The following is a 14,933-nucleotide window of genomic DNA, read 5'->3' on the forward strand; positions in this document are numbered from 1 at the left end:
GATTCGGAGGTCGACAATGTTTTTGAGCATCCTTGCAGCCACGCTGCCCCTCATCGTTCTGCTCATCGGCATCCCGCTGCTGATGAAACCCGCCGCCAAGGTGGCGCCCATCGCGCTGCTGGTGACGGTGCTCGCGGCGGTCACCGTGTTCCACTTCCCGGTGAAGACGACGGTGCTGGCGGCCTTCCAGGGCGGCCTCACGGGCATCTTCCCGATCATGTACATCCCCTTCGGCGCGCTGGTGGTTTACAACGTGCTGAAGGCCACGGGCTGGATGGACAAGATGCAGGGCGCCATGGCGAACCTCACCGTGGACCGCCGCGCCCAGGCCCTGCTCATCGCCTTCGGCTTCGGCGCCTTCCTCGAGGGCATCTGCGGCTTCGGCGCCCCGGTGGCCATTCCCGCCAGCATCCTCATCGGCTTGGGCTACAACCCCATGATGGCCGCCCTGGTGTGCCTCGTGGCCAACACGGGCCCGGTGCCCTTCGGGTCCCTCGCCATCCCCACAGTGACCCTGGCCAAGACCACGGGCCTCGACGTGATGCGCCTCTCCCAGATGACGGGCCGCTTCATGGCGCCCCTGGCATTGATCATGGCCTTCGCCACCGTGTACGCCATGTCCAAGTCCAAGGGCCTCAAGGGCGCCCTGGGCACGATCCTGGTCTCAGGTCTCAGCTTCGCCATCACCGAGTTCCTGGTGTCCAACTTCATCGGCGCGGACCTCACCTCCGTGCTGGCGGGCCTGGTCTGCCTCGTGGCCACCGCCATCTACCTGAACTTCCAGAAGCACGCGCAGCCCTGGCTCTTCGAGGGCGAGGCCCCGGCCACCGAGGAGCGGCGCGAGTTCCATCCGAAGGAGCTGTTCCTCTCCTGGCTGCCCTACCTGCTGCTGGCCGTGCTCGTCATCGCCGTGAACCTGCCCAGCACCAAGCCTCTCTTCAACGGCAGCGCCCCGGGCTGGAAGTGGGTGCTCCTCAAGGCCCAGATCTACAACCCCGGCAAGCTCTACGCCTTCACCTGGCTGCAGAGCCCCGGCACCATCATGCTCATCGCCGGCCTCATCGCCTTCCCCTTCATGGGCATCAGCTACGGCGTGATGGGCGAGCAGTTCGGCAAGACCTTCAAGCAGATGATTCCCTCCTTCATCGCGGTGGCCAGCATCCTCGCCATCGCCGAAGTGATGAACCTGGCCCTGCCCATCATCGATCCCAAGACCAAGCTGGCCGTGGTGGGCGACCTGGCCACCAAGCAGATCTCCATGGTGGCCACCATGGCCAACGGCATCGTGGCCCTGGTGAGCCGGAATGTGTACCCGTTCCTCAGCCCGCTCTTCGGCACCCTGGGCGTGTTCCTCACGGGCAGCAACACCTCCGCCAACGCCCTCTTCGGCAACCTGCAGCGCCTCACCGCCAACGGCATGGGCCTGTCCGACATCCTCATGGCCTCGGCCGGCAGCGCGGGCGCCTCCGCGGGCAAGATGATCTCCCCCCAGAGCATCGTCATCGCCGCCACCGCCGTGGGCCTGGCCGGCAAGGAAGGCCTCATCATGCGCCAGACCATCAAGTACACGATCCCCTACGTGATCCTGCTGGGCCTCATGGTCTTCGGCTTCGCGTTCCTGTTCCCGGGGCTCGTACCCTGATCTGCTGATCGTCAGCCGCCAAGACGCAAGAGCGTCTTGGCGGTAGTTTTATCTCTGGCTGAAATCGAGGTGGGTTCCATGCGCATCATCGTGGCTCCGGATTCCTTCAAGGGCAGCGTGTCGGCCCTCGGTGTGGCGGAGGCCATGGAGCGGGGCATCCATGCCGTGTTTCCCGCCGCGGAGGTGGTCAAGGTGCCCATCGCCGACGGTGGCGAAGGCACGGTGGAGGCCCTGGTGGCCGCCACAGGCGGGCGCCTCATGCACACGGAGGTACGCGGTCCCCTGGGCGAACCCGTGCGAGCCCACTGGGGCATCTCCGGCGATGGCGGTACCGCCTTCATCGAGATGGCCTCGGCCTCGGGCCTGCCCCTGGTGCCGAAGGAGCGCCGGGATCCCCGTGTCACCAGCACCTTCGGCACGGGCGAGCTGATGAAGGCCGCCCTCGACGCGGGCCTGCGCACCATCGTCATCGGCATCGGCGGCAGCGCCACCAACGACGGCGGCACGGGCATGGCCCGGGCCCTGGGCGTGCGCTTCCTGGATGCGGAGGGCCGCGACCTGCCCGAGGGCGGGGCCGCCCTGGCCCGGCTGGCGCGCATCGATCTCTCGGGCCTGGACCCGCGGCTGGCTGAGGCCAGCGTCATGGTGGCCTGCGATGTGGACAATCCCCTCTGCGGGCCCCGGGGCGCCTCCGCCGTCTACGGGCCCCAGAAGGGCGCCACGCCGGAGATGGTGCGGGAGCTGGATGCGGCCCTGGGCGTTTTCGCGGAGGTGGCGAAAGCCGCCACGGGCCGAGACATCGCCCTGCTGCCCGGGGCCGGCGCCGCCGGCGGCCTGGGCGCGGGCCTGCTCTTCTTCACGCCCGCCAGCCTGCGGCCCGGCGTATCCATTGTGTTGGAGACCACTGGCTTCGAGGCCCTGGCCCAGCGGGCGGATCTGGTCATCACCGGCGAGGGCCGCACGGACTTCCAGACCGCCATGGGGAAAGCGCCCGTGGGCGTGGCGGTGGTGGCCAAGCGCCATGGCGTGCCCGTGGTCTGCATCGCCGGCGGCCTGGGCGACGGCGCCGACGATGTGCTGGTCCACGGCATCGACGCCCTGGCCACCACCGTGCCCCAGCCCATGACCCTGGAGGACTGCATGGGGCAGGGCGCCGCCCTGGTGGAGGCCGCCGCCGCCCGGGCCTGCCGCCTGGTGAAGGTGGGCATGGCCATGCACCGATGAAATGCGATTGACAGCCGCCGGCCGTGTGATTGACATGCGATTGACACGCCCACCTGTTTGACACGCGCTCGAGGGGTGGAAGCACCCACCGACCCGCAAGAATGGATGCACCTGTCCTGCTGATGTTCCGAAGGGAGACCCACCATGACCCTCGAATTCCGTGATGCCGTCCTGTCCAGCTATCCGGATGTCTACACGCCGGAGGCGATCCGCGCCCTGGAGGCGCTGGCCCCCCTGGACGACCGCCGCCGCGAGCGCATGGCCGCCCGGCTCGCCCGTCGCAAGCAGCGGGCCGAGGCCGGCGAGCGCCTCGGCTTCCTGGAACCCTCCGCGCGGATCCCCGGCAAGCCGTTCACGGTGGCCGACGCCCGGGCCGGCAACTTCGACGGGGCGGTGATCCCCCCGGACCTCCAGCGCCAGTGGATCCAGGGCACGGGCCCGGCCACCAAGCCGCGCTCGGATGTCCGCTCCGGCATCCGCAATGTCGCCTACGCGTTGCTCTCCGGCGCCGATGGCTGGATGTTCGATGGCGAGGACGCCCTGGGCCAGGTGGACACCATGTCCCTCGACAACCACCGCAACCTCAAGCTGGCCATCGCCCGCGACCCCCTCTTCCTGGAGGTGGCCGAGGAGGTCAGCCGCGAGATGAACCAGTGGGCGAAGGGCTTCTTCGGCCACCCGATCATCGAGGACTGGCAGAAGCAGCTGGACTTCACCACCGTCATTTACCGCGTGCGGGGCCTGCACCTGGAGGATCGCCACATCCGCCGCGACGGGCACGGCTTCTCCGCCTCCATCGCCGACATGGTGCTCTACGTGGTGAACAACCACGCACGCCTCCGCGCCGCGGGCCGCAGCCTCGTGCTCTACCTGCCCAAGACCCAGACCGCCGAGGACGCGGCCCTCTTCAACGCCATGCTGGTGGCCCTGGAGGAGCACCTGGGCCTCGAAGTGGGCACCATCAAGGCCTATGTGCTGGTGGAGCAGCTGGAGCAGTGCTACCAGCTCATGGAGATCCGCGCCGCGCTGGCGCCCCACTTCGTGGGCTTCAACACGGGCCGCTGGGACTACATCAACAGCGTCTCGGACGCCCTGGCCTGGGACAAGGCCTTCGTGAACCCCGACATCAGCGCGATCACCATGACCTACGGCTACATGCGGACCTACGAGGACCGCGTGCGCCGGGCCATGAACACGCCGGACCGGAACGGCCGCTTCGCTCTCTGGCAGGGCGGCATGGAGCCCAACATCCCGGTGGGATCCGAAGCGGGCGTGGCCGCCAGCATGAAGCGGGCCGTGGCCGGCGCCGAGCGCGAGCAGCGCGAGGGCGCCTCGGGCAAGTGGGTGGCCCACTGGAAGATGGTCCACATCGTGCGCCCCGTGTGGGAGAAGGTGGGCCAGGCCAACCAGATGGGCCGCGCCTTCCCGGCCCTGACCTACGGCCCTGAGGACGCCGCCGGCCTGATGATGCTGGAGAAGGCCCCCCGCACCATCGCCGGGGCGCGGGACCTGCTCTCCGTGGCGCTGCAGTACGGCAACGCCTTCCTGCGGGGCTTCCAGGCCGCGGCGCTCAAGCCCGCGGACTTCTTCGGCAACGACGACGTGCTTTACCTCATGGAGGACATGGCCACGGGCGAGATCCGCCTCTCCATCCTATGGGAGTGGCTGCACAAGGGCGCGACGTTCACGGAGGCGGACGCCGCCACGGGTACGGCGGTCGGCGACGCGCTGACGCCGGCCCTCTTCGCCCGCCTGGTCGACGAGGAATACGCCAAGCTGCGCAAGGCCAGCAACCGCGATGTCCACGACGACTCCAAGGACACCACGCTTCCCGTGGCCCGGGCCATCGTGCAGGCCTACGTCAACAGCCCCGTGAAGGCCCCCTGGTATGTGGACCTGCTCAACCTGAACCTCGGCGTCGAAAGCCTGCCCGAGGCCGAGAAGCGCATCGCCACTTTCCTTCAGACCTTCAGCAAGAACGGCACCCGGATCACGGAGAACCTGGACTTCTGAGGAAAGAGCGGGGACAGGATTAACAGGATGAAAGGATATCCGGCCATCGGCTTGCCTCCGCCTGGGATGATCGAACCGTGAAAGACGCGAATCGCCCTGCGGGCGCGCGAACGGCGAACGATCATGCTTTCGACTCCACACGCGGGGCGGGCTTGGCGGCCTTTAGGAGCCGGCATTCCCGCCCCGCGTGCGGCCAGTCTCGCTTGGCGCGACTGGGGGCCAAAGGCCCAGGCGGCCGATCTCTGCCGCGTTTCGCGCCCTTTCGCGTCATTCGCGGTTCCTTGTTCTTCCGGCTGAGTTAGGCCGCTCACCAGGTCCTGTTAATCCTTCCAATCCTGTTCCCGCGTTTCAGCTTGTGGTGCCGGCCGGCGCTACGCGACGGCGGGGCGCTGTCGCACGATGGCCTTGGCGCAGTCGGGGCAGACGCCGTGGGTGAGGGTGGGACCGGCGCGGTCCAGGAGCGCAGGCTCCGCCGGGACCCACTCGCCTTCGTCGATCCGGACCTTCCGGCACCAGCCGCAGACGTGGACGAGGCCGTCCCGGGCGCGGAGGGTCGCCAGGTGGGCGGCATCCAGGCGCTGGTGCAGGGTGTTCAGACGGGCGGAGGCTGTCCGGCCCAAGGTGCGGCGCATCGAGGTGATCTCCCGGGCTTCCGGCGGACCAGGACGGTCCTGTTCCGAAGGCCAACCTCGATGGTGGAGGCAATAAACTGTTTTGACAGTGATCTTGGACACGACCACCGAGCCTACTTGTGGTCAGGCCATGGTCAGCTTGCGGTCAGCCCTTCAGTTTGGCCGAGAAGGCGTCCAGGGCGCGGTAGTAGGGGTCGATGCTGGGGATGAAGTGGCGCTCGCCGGCCGCGTGGGGGCCGATGCCGGTCTGGCCCCAGACCACGCCCTGGCCCTTGGGGGCGAAGCGGGCGGAGGTGCCGGCGCCCTTGCGGCCGATGCGGACCTCACCGCCGGCGGCCTCGATGCCGGCCAGCAGGGCCTTGAGGTAGGGGTTCTCCGGGTCGCAGGCCACGCCGGGCTCCCAGGCGGAGGGCACCAGCTCCAGCTCCCGCGCCGCGGCCAGGGCCTCGATGTCGGCGCGCAGGCCGGAGATGTCGTCCTGGGGGATGGGGCGGATCTCCACGCCCAGGGCGCCGCGGTCCGGCGTGATGTTGTAGACGCCTGGCGTGCCCACCTGGATATAGGCGAAGCGGGCGAGAGACTGCCAGCCGTCCGCGGCCTTCAGGGTGAGGCGCTTGGCGAACATCTCGCGCAGGGCCTCGCGGGCGCCCAGAAGGCGTTCCGTGAGGTCGCTGCCCCCCGCCAATCCGCTGTGGCCGCGGGTTCCCCGGGCCACCAGCTCGAAGCGCAGGACGCCGCGGTTCTGGGTGCAGACCTCGCCCCAGAGCTCCGTGCCCTTCTCCCCCGTGCGCTCGCCGGCCACGAAGAAGGAGGGCTCGTAGCCCCACTCCTCCTTGAGCTGCCTCAGCACGTGGGGCGTGCCCATGGGCTCCAGCTCGCCGTTCTCCTCGTTGCCGAGCATGAGTAGGCTCACGGGCGGGTAGGGCGCCCCCTTCTTGAAGGTGTCCTTCATCCACACCAGGTAGGTGGAGAGCACGGTCTTCATGTCGGCGGCGCCGCGGCCCCAGAGGTAGTCGCCTTCGATCTTTGGGTCGAACTGGCTGTCGTCGGGCTCAGGCTCCACCACGTCGAAGTGGCCGCACAGCATGGCCGGGGCCTGCTCGCCGCCGGGGAAGTGGGCGAGCACGGCCGGGAAGGTGGCCTGGTTGAAGTAGCGCACGGGCACGCCATGGTTGCGCAGGTAGTCGTAGATGAACGTGGCCGCCCGGTGGATCTCGGGCATGCGCTCCTCGGGGCAGGCGGTGACGCTGGGGATGCGGATGAGGCGCTGGGATACGGCCAGCACCTCCGCGGTCTTGCTCGCGAAGGTCCCCTCCACCACGGCCTCGGGCCGGGGGCGGAAGCGCACGGGGGCCCGGGGATCCAGATGCACCTCGTCCCGCGCGTGCTCCACGAAGTCCTTGAGCTTGTCCTGTTCCGGTCCGAGGTCCGCCAGGCGGGCGGTGATGGCCTCGACCTCGTCGCGGACCTGGGCCTTCCGAGCCTCGGCCAGCTCCACGAGCAGGGCCGGCGGTACGATGTCCGAGGTGCCGAGCTTGGCCTTCAGCTTCTGGCGCATCTTTTCGGCGGTGCTGGGCGCGCCCTCCGCCATCTCGCGGAGCGGCTGGAGGTCCTCCCAGAATCCCAGGGCCTCGGCCAGGGGCCGAAGCTGGTTGAGCGTCCAGGCCAGAAAGACCCGCATGGCCACGGGCTTGGCGGTGAGGGGGTCCTCGATGACGGCGTTGAGGCCTTCCTTGGCGGCGAGCTCTTCGTTCCGCCGGGCCCGGGTGATGTCCTCGGCGTCGTAGCGGAAGCCGCGGGCGAAGTCGGGATCGGCGTAGAAGCGGAGGAGGAGCAGGTGCTTGAGGGTGAGGTTGGCCACGTCCAGGGCCAGCTCGTGGCCGGGGTCGTCCGTGCGAACCTCCACGCGGGCCATGGGCAGGTCGATGCGGGCGAAGAGGTTCTGGCGCTCGATCTGGGCGGCCATGTCCTCGACGTTGCGCGTCTCGCCGGCGGCGAAGAGGCCGCGGGCGTAGATGTCATGGAGCTGGTCGCTGGTCACCTGGATGAGGCGCTCGACGGGCTCGGCCTGGGAGCGGGCGCGCACGGGGATCCAATTGTTGTTGCCGAACCGGACGCCACGGCGCACCAGGTCGTAGGACAGGCGCAGGTAGTCGGCGTGGGTGCGGTTCAGGTCCGGCACGTCCAGGGCCGGCGGGTTCGGGAAGGTGAGGTTCCGCACGGATTCAAACGGCGTGAGGCGGACCACGGGCTTGCCGCCTTCCTCCGAGGCCTGGAGGGGGGTGCTGGCGCTGGTGGCGATGAAGAGCCCGGCGAAGGCCCGCATGAGCCGCGTGCCCGTGATGTAGACCTGGTTCTTGTAGTCGTCGAGGTGGTGGTCGCCCCGCTGAGAGGCGGGCAGGTGCATGAAGTCCCAGGCCAGCATAGGCTCGGGCAGGCTGAGGTTGCAGTGCGTGCCCGCGGTGGCCAGCTCGGTGCCGTACATCTCGACGCAGCGCTGCAGGTACCGCCGTTTGGCCAGGTGCCAGGACTCGGGCACGCAGTCGGGCCCGATCTCCGGCAGCACGAGCAGGTTCCCGTGCCAGTAGTGCAGGGGCTCCCCGAAGGCGCGGCCCGCCTTGTAGAGGGCGTTGATGAGGGCGGCCTCCAGCAGGCGCCCTTCGTACACGGCGCCCCGGGGCGTGTGGTAGGGCCGGGTGACCCACTCGATCATCCAGTGGAAGACCTCGAGCTGGTGGTACTCCCCGGTCCAGGGCGCCAGCACCTTCGTCCGCAGGTGGTCCACGAAGGACATGCGGTCCGGCCCCGTGCCCACGGTGAGCAGGGGGCGGAACTGCGGGTCCACCAGGTTCCACTCCAGCTCCAGTCCGCAGAGGCCGCCGCCGGGCCGCGTCTCCTGGGCCGTCTGGCGCGCCAGCTTGAACTTCTCGACGAAGGCGTTCAGGTCGAACACGGGTGCTCCGGATCAATCAATCGAAGTGCAAGTGGATCTGTTCAGCCCTGCAGTGACTTCAGCGCTGCGAGCAGCCGTTCGGCGGCGCCCTGGGTGCGCTCGGGGGGGGTGGCGTAGGAGAAGCGGATCCACTCGGCGCCGTAGGGGCTGAAGAAGGCGCCGGGCACCACGGCCACGCCGTGCTCCTCGGCCAGGTACTGGCCCATGGGCTCGGAGTCGGTCCAGCCCTTGGCCTGGAAGACGTCCGACACCTTGATGAAGGCGTAGTAGCCCTGGCCGATGATGTGGGTGAGGCCCTCCCTCTTGAGGAAGTCGCGCAGCCAGGCGCGGCTGGCGCGGGTGGGCTCGATGATGGGCGCGGCGGCCTTCTGGAAGCCCTTCTCGTAGGCGGCCATGGCCACGGCCAGGCTGAAGAAGGAGGGCATCACCGTGTGGGAGGCCTGGGCCACGATGGTCTTGACCACCTCCGCGTCGGCCAGCAGGTGGCAGTTGCGGATGTTGGAGGCGCCCAGGCTCTTGGTGAGGCCGTCCAGCACCATCAGGCGCTTGCGCAGCTCCGGCTCGAAGGCGCGCAGCAGCACGTTCACGTCGTAGGGCTCGCCGTCGCCCACGGCGTGGTACATCCAGTCGAAGAGCACGAAGGCCACGCCCGCTTCCAGCGCCGTGCGGGCCAGGACGATCTGGCGCTCGAGGGGGATGGTCTGACCCGTGGGATTGTCGGGGCAGGTGATGACGAGGCCCGCGATCTTGCGGCCGTGGCGCGCGGCCTCGGCCACGCAGGCGCGGATGCCCTCCTCGGAATAGGCCCAGCCCTCCTCGGCCCGGCCCGGCGCCCACATCACGTTGGCGCCGATGCCGTAGGGGCCCCAGTTGTAGCTGATCCAGGGCACGCGGCTCACCACCACCACATCGCCCTGGCGGCCGTGGCCCAGGGCCAGCATGGCCTGGTAGGCCTTCTGGAGGCCGTCACGCCCGCCCTGGGTGCCGATGATGTTGGCCGGGCCCCAGCCCGTGTCCGGGGCAAGCTTCCAGTACTGCTCGGCCACGATCTTCCGGTAGGCGTCGGTGCCGTAGGGCATGTCGTAGGCGGTGCCATGTTCCTTCTGCATCTGGAAGGCGCGGTCGAGCAGCTCCGCGGGCACGCCGGGCAGCGAGGCCCCGCCGTCGCCCTGGCTGGCGTCGAAGACGGGCACGCCCGGCTGCTTCTCCTTGAAGACCTTCAGCGACTTGTTGATGAGGAACATGCGAGAGGCCGGGATGGCCATCAGGTCTTTCAGATGGCCGCTCACTGGGACAAGATTGGCCTCCGGCACGGCGAAGGCGGGCGTTTCAGGGGAGAGCAGGGCAGCCATGGATCCTCCCGATACGAAAAAGTCGCCCCTGCGGCGATCCAGGAGCGACGAACGTGGGTCAAGGCTAACACTTCGGGCCTCGGGTTCAAAGTTATAGAGTCTTATGTATCAATAATTGATGTTTATACCTTGCTGTCTGGATTGGCGCCCAAACCATCGGCCAGGTCCCGATGCCGGAAGGGCCGGGCGGCGGGCCCCGCGTAGTCTTCCACCTTGTGCCCGTGGCCCAGCAGGAGGTAGCGGTAGCTGAGGAGGCCCTCCAGTCCCACAGGGCCCCGGGCGTGGATCCGCCCAGTGCTGATGCCCACCTCGGCGCCGAAGCCGTACCGGAACCCGTCAGCGAACCGAGTGGAGGCGTTGTGGAACACGCCCGCGGCGTCCACCTCCGCCAGGAAGCGGGAGGCCGCGGCATGATCCTCGGTGATGATGGCCTCCGTATGGCCGCTGCCGTGGGCGCGGATGTGGGCCAGGGCCGCGTCGAGGTCCTCCACGATCTTCAGGGCCAGGACGGGGGCGCCGTACTCGGTGTCCCAGTCCGCCTCCGTGGCCTCCGCCAGGGCGGGCTCGAGTTCGCGGCAGGCGGCGCAGCCGCGCAGCTCCACGCCGCGCGGGGCCAGGTCCGCCACCAGGGCCGGCAGCAGGCGGGCCGCGGCCCGGCGGTGGATGAGGACCGTCTCCACCGCGTTGCAGGCGGCGGGGTACTGGAGCTTGGCGTCGCGCACCAGGGCCACGGCCATGGCGGTGTCGGCGGCGGCGTCGAGGTACATGTGGCAGATGCCGTCCGCGTGGCCCAGCACGGGGATGCGGGTGGCGGCCTGGAGGCTCAGCACCAGTTCCCGGGAGCCGCGGGGGATCACCAGGTCCACCAGGTCCGGCCGCTGCAGCAGGGCCGCCACGGCCTCGCGGTCCGGCAGGCCCTGGACCGTGTCCTCCGGCAGCCCCTCCTCCGCCAGCGCCTGCCGCACCACGGCCAGCAGGGCGCCATTGGAGCGCGCGGCCTCGCGGCCACCCTTGAGCAGCACGGCGTTGCCGCTCTTGAGGGCCAGGGCGCTGATCTGGATGAGGGCGTCGGGCCGCGACTCGAACACCACGCAGAGCACGCCCAGAGGGCAGGCCACGCGGGTGAGCTCCAGGCCCTCGTCCAGCTGGCGGCGCAGCTGCACCCGGTGGAGGGGATCCGGCAGGTCCGCCACGGCGCGGACGCCCTGGGCCATCACGGCCAGCTTGGTGCCGTCCAGCTTGAGCCGCTGGAGGGTGGCGGACGGCAGGTCCTCCCCGGCGGCGGCGACATCTTCCGCATTGGCCGCGAGGAGGGCCGGGGCCTGGGCTTGCAGAAGGCCCGCCAGCCGCCGCAGCACCGCCGAACGACGCGTTCCGGGGGTGGTGGCCATTCGGCGGGAGGCCTCCCGGGCCGCATGGGCCATGGTCTGGATCTGGAGGGGGCTGAGGCTCGCGTCGTTCATGGCCGGGCTCCCTTGGGTGCGGCGAGGAAGAGGGTGCCCACGGGGTCGCCCGCGAGAATCTGGTCGAGGATGCCGATGGCGAGGCCCGAGGCCAGCACCACGGGCACCCCGGCCCGTGCCGCGGCCCGCGCCGCCTCCACCTTGCTGACCATGCCCCCTCGCCCGCGGCCCGAAGCGCCCTCGAGCCTGGCCTGAGGATCGGTTCCGAAGGGGACCTCCGCCAGGGGCTCGGCGTCGGCGTGCAGGCCCGGGTTTCGGGTATGGAGGGCGCTCACGTCCGAGAGGAGCACCAGGAGATCGGCCTCCAGGTGCATGGCCACCAGGGCGGAGAGGTGGTCGTTGTCGCTGAAGATCGGCCGGCGGCCAGGGGACGGCCGCTCCAGCTCCAGGGTGGACACGGTGTCGTTCTCATTGAGGATGGGGATCGCCCCCAGCTCCAGCAGGGTGTCCAGGGTGCGCCGGAGGTTGGCGTGGCGGAGGGGGTCCGCGAAGTCGTCCTCTGTCAGCAGCACCTGGGCCGCGCACAACCCCATGCGGGCGAAACCTTCCTGGTAGATGGACATGAGCTGGCCCTGCCCGGCGGCCGCACAGGCCTGCTTCTGGGGCAATTCCTTCGGTTTGTGGATGCCGAGCTGGCGGGCTCCCAGCCCGATGGCGCCAGAGGACACCAGCACGGGCTGGGCGCCCCGGCGGCGGAGACTGGCCACGGTTTCCATCAATCCGTACAGACGGCTGAGCGCAGGCCTTCCCTCGTCATCCAGCACGACCTGCGTGCCGAGCTTGATGACGATCCTCTTGGCCGCGCCAAGACTGGCCCGCTGGGCGGTGTTGGCGATGGCGTGGGTGCTGCGGGTCATGGTCATCTGCCATAAAGAAAAACCCCCGGGTCGGTGTGCGGCCCGGGGGTGGATGTGAGCGGATCGTCCTGGCGACTAGCTCAAAGCCCTCCAACCGGTCGGCCGGTCATAGGGTGGCTAGGGCGAGGGTTGAAGGTCACGACAGGAATCATGGTGCGCCAAGTGTGCCGGATCGAGGCCGCTTGATGCAATGGAAAACGGGAAAAGAAGGGCGCGAAGAAAGCGCGAAGATCGCGAATGGCAAGGGTGGGTCAGAACCCCTTCGCACGCCCGAAGGGCGTCGTCGCGCTCTTCGCGTTCTGCGGTTCAGGCCTCGGCCGCGGCCTTTAGGGCCTGCCACAGGGCCTCGACGTGGCGGTGCTCGGTGGGCTCGGCGCCGATGCTCACACGGAGGATCTGGCGGCCTTTGAGCATCGAGGGGGTGAGGTAGGCGGCGCCGCCCTCGTTGATGCGGCGGGCGAGGTCCAGGTTGTGCTGGGCCAGGGCGGTCTCGTCCAGGCCGGGCTTGAGGTGGCGGAGGCAGAGGGTCTGGAGGGGCACGGGAGCCAGGCGCTCCCACTCCGGGGCGGCGTCCACCTGGTCCTTCAGCCACTGGGCGTTCGCCAGGTCGCGTCGGATGCGGGCCTGGAGACCCTCCACGCCCACATCCATGAGGTAGAACCAGAGCTTGAGCGCCCGGAAGCGGCGGCCCAGCTGGATGTGCCAGTCGCGGAAGTTGCTCACCTGGCCGTCCTGGGCCGTGCGCAGGTAGCTGGGGTTGGTGCTCATCACGCGGATGAGGTGCTGGGGATCGCGGACGTAGTAGGCGCTGAGGTCGAAGCCCACGCCCATCCACTTATGGGGGTTGAACACCAGGCTGTCCGCCCGCTCAATGCCCTCCCACATCCAGCGGCACTCGGGCAGCACCATGGCCGTGCCCGCCATGGCCGCATCCACGTGGAGCCACATGCCGTGCTTCTCGGCGAGGTCCGCCAGGGCGGGCAAGGGATCCAGGGCCGTGGTGGCCGTGGTGCCCACGGCGCCCACGAGGGCGCAGGGGCGCAGGCCGATCTCGATGTCCTTCTCGATGGCCGCCTGCAGCAGATCGATCCGGATGGCGTGGTTCTCGTCCGTGGGGATGAGCCGCAGGAAGGTGCGGCCGAAACCCGCCAGCAGCGCGGCCTTCTCGATGGAGCTGTGGGCCTGGTCCGAGGCATAGACCACCAGTGGCGCCTCCCCGCTCTGGAGGCCTTCCGTGTTCTGGGCGTAGTCCGAGACCTTCTCCCGGGCGCAGAGCAGGGCCGTGAAGGTGGCGGTGCTGGCGGTGTCGTGGATGACGCCGGTGAAGGCGGGGCTCAGGCCCACCATCTGGCGCAGCCAGTCCATGACCACCTCTTCGACTTCGGTGGCGGCGGGGCTGGTCTGCCAGCTCATGCCCTGGGCGCCCAGGCCCGAGGCGGCCAAGTCGCCGAGGATCGAGCTGTAGCTGGTGTTGCTGGGGAAGTAGGCGAAAAAGGATGGATGGTTCCAGTGGGTGATGCCGGGCAGCACGTCCCGCTCGAGGGCCGCCAGGGCCTGGGCCACACGGCCTCCGTGCTGGGGCGGGTGGTCCGGGAAGGCGGCGCGGATGTCGCCGGGCTGCACCCGGCTCATGACGGGGAGACGCTCGAGGTTCTCGCGGTAGTCCGCGATCCAGTCCACGAGCTGGTAACCGAGGCGGCGGAATTCGTTGGCGTCCATGCCTCTAGTGTGCCCGCATTCCTCTAGGGTGCCCGCATGGCGAGCCTGGTCACGGCGGCATGCACGCCCCGGACCACCTGGGCCATCCGCCCGTAGTCCAGCCGGTCAGCGGTGTCGCGGTCCGTGTGGTAGTCCCCGTTCCGGTAGAAGGCCGTGTCCGTGAGCATGACGGCCGGGAACCCCTGGTCCCAGTAGGGGTAGTGGTCCGAGAAATCCATGCCGGGGATCCAGCGCGGGCCGTTCAGGGAGCGCACGGGAAGGGGCGAGGCGGACCGGAAGGCGGCCTTCACCTGGCGGGTCAGGCCGATGTCGGCGAATCGCCCGGCCACCAGGAGGAAGTTCCCCCGGTCGGGGTACAGCAGATCGAGGAGGGTCGAAGGGTATCGCTGGCTGCCGGGGGCCTCGGTGAAGCGGCCCACCATCTCCAGGACGATCACGGCCTGCACCTCGCTCCCGGCCTCCCTCAGCAGGCGGGCGTGCCTGACGCTGCCCATGTCCGGGGTGCGAAAGAAGGGGGGCTCCTCCAGCGTGTAGGCCACCAGGTCCACCCGCCCGGCCGGCGGGGCCTGGCCGAGGGCCCGGGCCAGCTCCAGCAGGCAGGCCACCCCGCTGGCATTGTCGTCCGCGCCGGGCAGTTCCCCGCAGGCGTCGTAGTGGGCACCCACCACGATGCGGGTTCCGGTCTCGGGGCCGAAGGAGGCGATTACGTTGGTGACGGCGTGCCCGCGGACCTCGAAGGACTGACGCGCCACCCGACCGCCTGCCTTCTGGAAGGCCAGGGCGATCGCGTCGGCGGCCTTCGGCAGGCCGGCGCCGAGCCAGTCCCGGGGCGCGCAGGATTCCGAGAGCAGCCGGACATCGGCCTCCAGGCGCTCCGGAGATCCCGCGGGGACATCGTCGGTGGTGCGCCCGGCGAAGACGGGCTGGGTCACCAGCAGGGCGGTGCCGCTGGCGGAGGCCAGCAGGAACCCCGTCAAGGCGGCCAGGACCTTCCAGCGGCGTCGACGGTCCTCCTGCCGGAAGGCCTCCGGCACGACGGAACGAGCGGGGGGGTCGAGGGCGTCCATGGCCCAAAGTG

At 69.6% G+C, this 14,933-nt stretch carries 10 protein-coding genes; 3 read left to right on the forward strand and 7 right to left on the reverse strand.

Annotated features, from left to right (window positions below; all coding sequences use genetic code 11):
* Positions 1–22 precede the first annotated feature (22 nt).
* The 3 genes from MLJ35_RS02450 (at position 23) to MLJ35_RS02460 (ending at position 4,879) form a co-directional block, all read left to right on the forward strand.
* Complete coding sequence (locus tag MLJ35_RS02450; protein WP_243382707.1) at positions 23–1,642, forward strand: L-lactate permease; 1,620 nt, start codon at positions 23–25, stop codon at positions 1,640–1,642.
* Positions 1,643–1,720: 78 nt separating this feature from the next.
* The gene (locus MLJ35_RS02455; RefSeq protein ID WP_243382710.1) at positions 1,721–2,866 is read left to right on the forward strand and encodes a glycerate kinase; all 1,146 of its coding nucleotides are present in this window, start codon (positions 1,721–1,723) and stop codon (positions 2,864–2,866) included.
* A 144-nt stretch (positions 2,867–3,010) separates the two neighbouring features.
* Positions 3,011–4,879 carry an aldolase/citrate lyase/malate synthase family protein gene (locus MLJ35_RS02460; RefSeq protein ID WP_243382711.1) on the forward strand — a complete coding sequence of 623 codons (1,869 nt, stop codon included), beginning with the start codon at positions 3,011–3,013 and terminating at the stop codon, positions 4,877–4,879.
* Between the two features lie 371 nt (positions 4,880–5,250).
* Here the strand turns inward: MLJ35_RS02460 and MLJ35_RS02465 are convergent, their stop codons facing one another.
* The 7 genes from MLJ35_RS02465 to MLJ35_RS02495 form a co-directional block, all read right to left on the reverse strand.
* Positions 5,251–5,511 carry a hypothetical protein gene (locus tag MLJ35_RS02465; protein WP_243382713.1) on the reverse strand — a complete coding sequence of 87 codons (261 nt, stop codon included), beginning with the start codon at positions 5,509–5,511 and terminating at the stop codon, positions 5,251–5,253.
* A gap of 145 nt (positions 5,512–5,656) precedes the next feature.
* Positions 5,657–8,464 carry a M20/M25/M40 family metallo-hydrolase gene (locus tag MLJ35_RS02470; protein WP_243382714.1) on the reverse strand — a complete coding sequence of 936 codons (2,808 nt, stop codon included), beginning with the start codon at positions 8,462–8,464 and terminating at the stop codon, positions 5,657–5,659.
* Positions 8,465–8,505: 41 nt separating this feature from the next.
* The gene (locus MLJ35_RS02475) at positions 8,506–9,816 is read right to left on the reverse strand and encodes an aminotransferase class I/II-fold pyridoxal phosphate-dependent enzyme (protein WP_243320288.1); all 1,311 of its coding nucleotides are present in this window, start codon (positions 9,814–9,816) and stop codon (positions 8,506–8,508) included.
* Between the two features lie 122 nt (positions 9,817–9,938).
* Entirely contained in the window at positions 9,939–11,279 is a 1,341-nt protein-coding gene (locus MLJ35_RS02480; protein WP_243382716.1) for a glutamate-5-semialdehyde dehydrogenase, read from the reverse strand.
* Positions 11,276–12,136, reverse strand: coding sequence for a glutamate 5-kinase (proB, locus tag MLJ35_RS02485; protein WP_243382718.1), 861 nt, complete (start codon positions 12,134–12,136; stop codon positions 11,276–11,278). The genes MLJ35_RS02480 and proB overlap by 4 nt, the downstream gene beginning before the upstream one ends.
* Before the next feature lie 306 nt (positions 12,137–12,442).
* The gene (locus tag MLJ35_RS02490) at positions 12,443–13,855 is read right to left on the reverse strand and encodes a pyridoxal phosphate-dependent decarboxylase family protein (RefSeq protein ID WP_243382720.1); all 1,413 of its coding nucleotides are present in this window, start codon (positions 13,853–13,855) and stop codon (positions 12,443–12,445) included.
* Positions 13,856–13,878: 23 nt separating this feature from the next.
* Positions 13,879–14,922, reverse strand: a complete 1,044-nt coding sequence (locus tag MLJ35_RS02495) for a M28 family peptidase (protein WP_243382722.1) — start codon at positions 14,920–14,922, stop codon at positions 13,879–13,881.
* Positions 14,923–14,933 lie beyond the last annotated feature (11 nt).

Source organism: Geothrix alkalitolerans, from assembly GCF_022808885.1.
GTDB lineage: Bacteria > Acidobacteriota > Holophagae > Holophagales > Holophagaceae > Geothrix > Geothrix alkalitolerans.

Excerpts from the sequence above, each read along its gene's own strand:
- proB (WP_243382718.1), bottom strand. The coding sequence starts at position 12,136 with ATGACCCGCAGCACCCACGCCATCGCCAACACCGCCCAGCGGGCCAGT.
- MLJ35_RS02495 (WP_243382722.1), bottom strand. The coding sequence starts at position 14,922 with ATGGACGCCCTCGACCCCCCCGCTCGTTCCGTCGTGCCGGAGGCCTTC.
- MLJ35_RS02460 (WP_243382711.1), top strand. The coding sequence starts at position 3,011 with ATGACCCTCGAATTCCGTGATGCCGTCCTGTCCAGCTATCCGGATGTC.
- MLJ35_RS02455 (WP_243382710.1), top strand. The coding sequence starts at position 1,721 with ATGCGCATCATCGTGGCTCCGGATTCCTTCAAGGGCAGCGTGTCGGCC.
- MLJ35_RS02465 (WP_243382713.1), bottom strand. The coding sequence starts at position 5,511 with ATGCGCCGCACCTTGGGCCGGACAGCCTCCGCCCGTCTGAACACCCTG.
- MLJ35_RS02475 (WP_243320288.1), bottom strand. The coding sequence starts at position 9,816 with ATGGCTGCCCTGCTCTCCCCTGAAACGCCCGCCTTCGCCGTGCCGGAG.
- MLJ35_RS02480 (WP_243382716.1), bottom strand. The coding sequence starts at position 11,279 with ATGAACGACGCGAGCCTCAGCCCCCTCCAGATCCAGACCATGGCCCAT.
- MLJ35_RS02490 (WP_243382720.1), bottom strand. The coding sequence starts at position 13,855 with ATGGACGCCAACGAATTCCGCCGCCTCGGTTACCAGCTCGTGGACTGG.